1 protein-coding gene is annotated in these 600 nt (G+C 61.8%); it reads left to right on the forward strand.

Annotated features, from left to right (window positions below; genetic code table 11):
• Positions 1–102: 102 nt before the first annotated feature.
• The coding region (locus CCN37_RS38645) for a condensation domain-containing protein (protein WP_210408442.1) at positions 103–600 on the forward strand (498 nt) is incomplete at its 3' end.

Raw genomic sequence — 600 nt, forward strand, 5'->3', positions numbered from 1 at the left:
ACATTCCCCTGAATTGATCCGCGCGCCGGACAGTGGAGCAAGAGCTCCCATCGCCACTTCTCGCCCCGTAGAGTGCACCCCGAGGATACTTTTGGGGGTGTCATGAATACTGACGAAGTGTTTCCATTGACATGGGGGCAACAGGGGGCATGGTGGGCCCAGCAGAGGACGGATCCCCCTTCCTGGCTGCTTTTGTCGGAGGCTATATCCGTGCCTGAAGGCACATCGGCTGCCGATGTGGCGCGGGCTCTGGAAGTCATGCTCACCCGGCACGAAGTCCTGCGCACCACGTTCCGTATCGGAGCTGATGGCGAGCCGGAGCAGATAGTGCACCGGCGTACGGACCTTGCTGTTCCGGCGGTCGCCGACGAATCCGAGGCGTGGGAAAGGCTCGCGTCGGCGGCGTTCGACCTGGAACGCGAATTTCCCATTCGCGCAGCACTCACCGTTTCATCCGGGAAGCCCTCGAAGCTCTGCCTCCTGCTGCATCATGTGGCCGTCGACGAACTGGGAAAGGTCGCCTTTTCACGACATCTCCGTACCATTCTCGAAAATATCGTCTGCCGGGCTGGAGCAGGAGACGAGCCGGCCGGTGCGGCG

This window comes from Allokutzneria sp. NRRL B-24872, assembly GCF_002155965.1.
Lineage (GTDB): Bacteria > Actinomycetota > Actinomycetes > Mycobacteriales > Pseudonocardiaceae > Allokutzneria.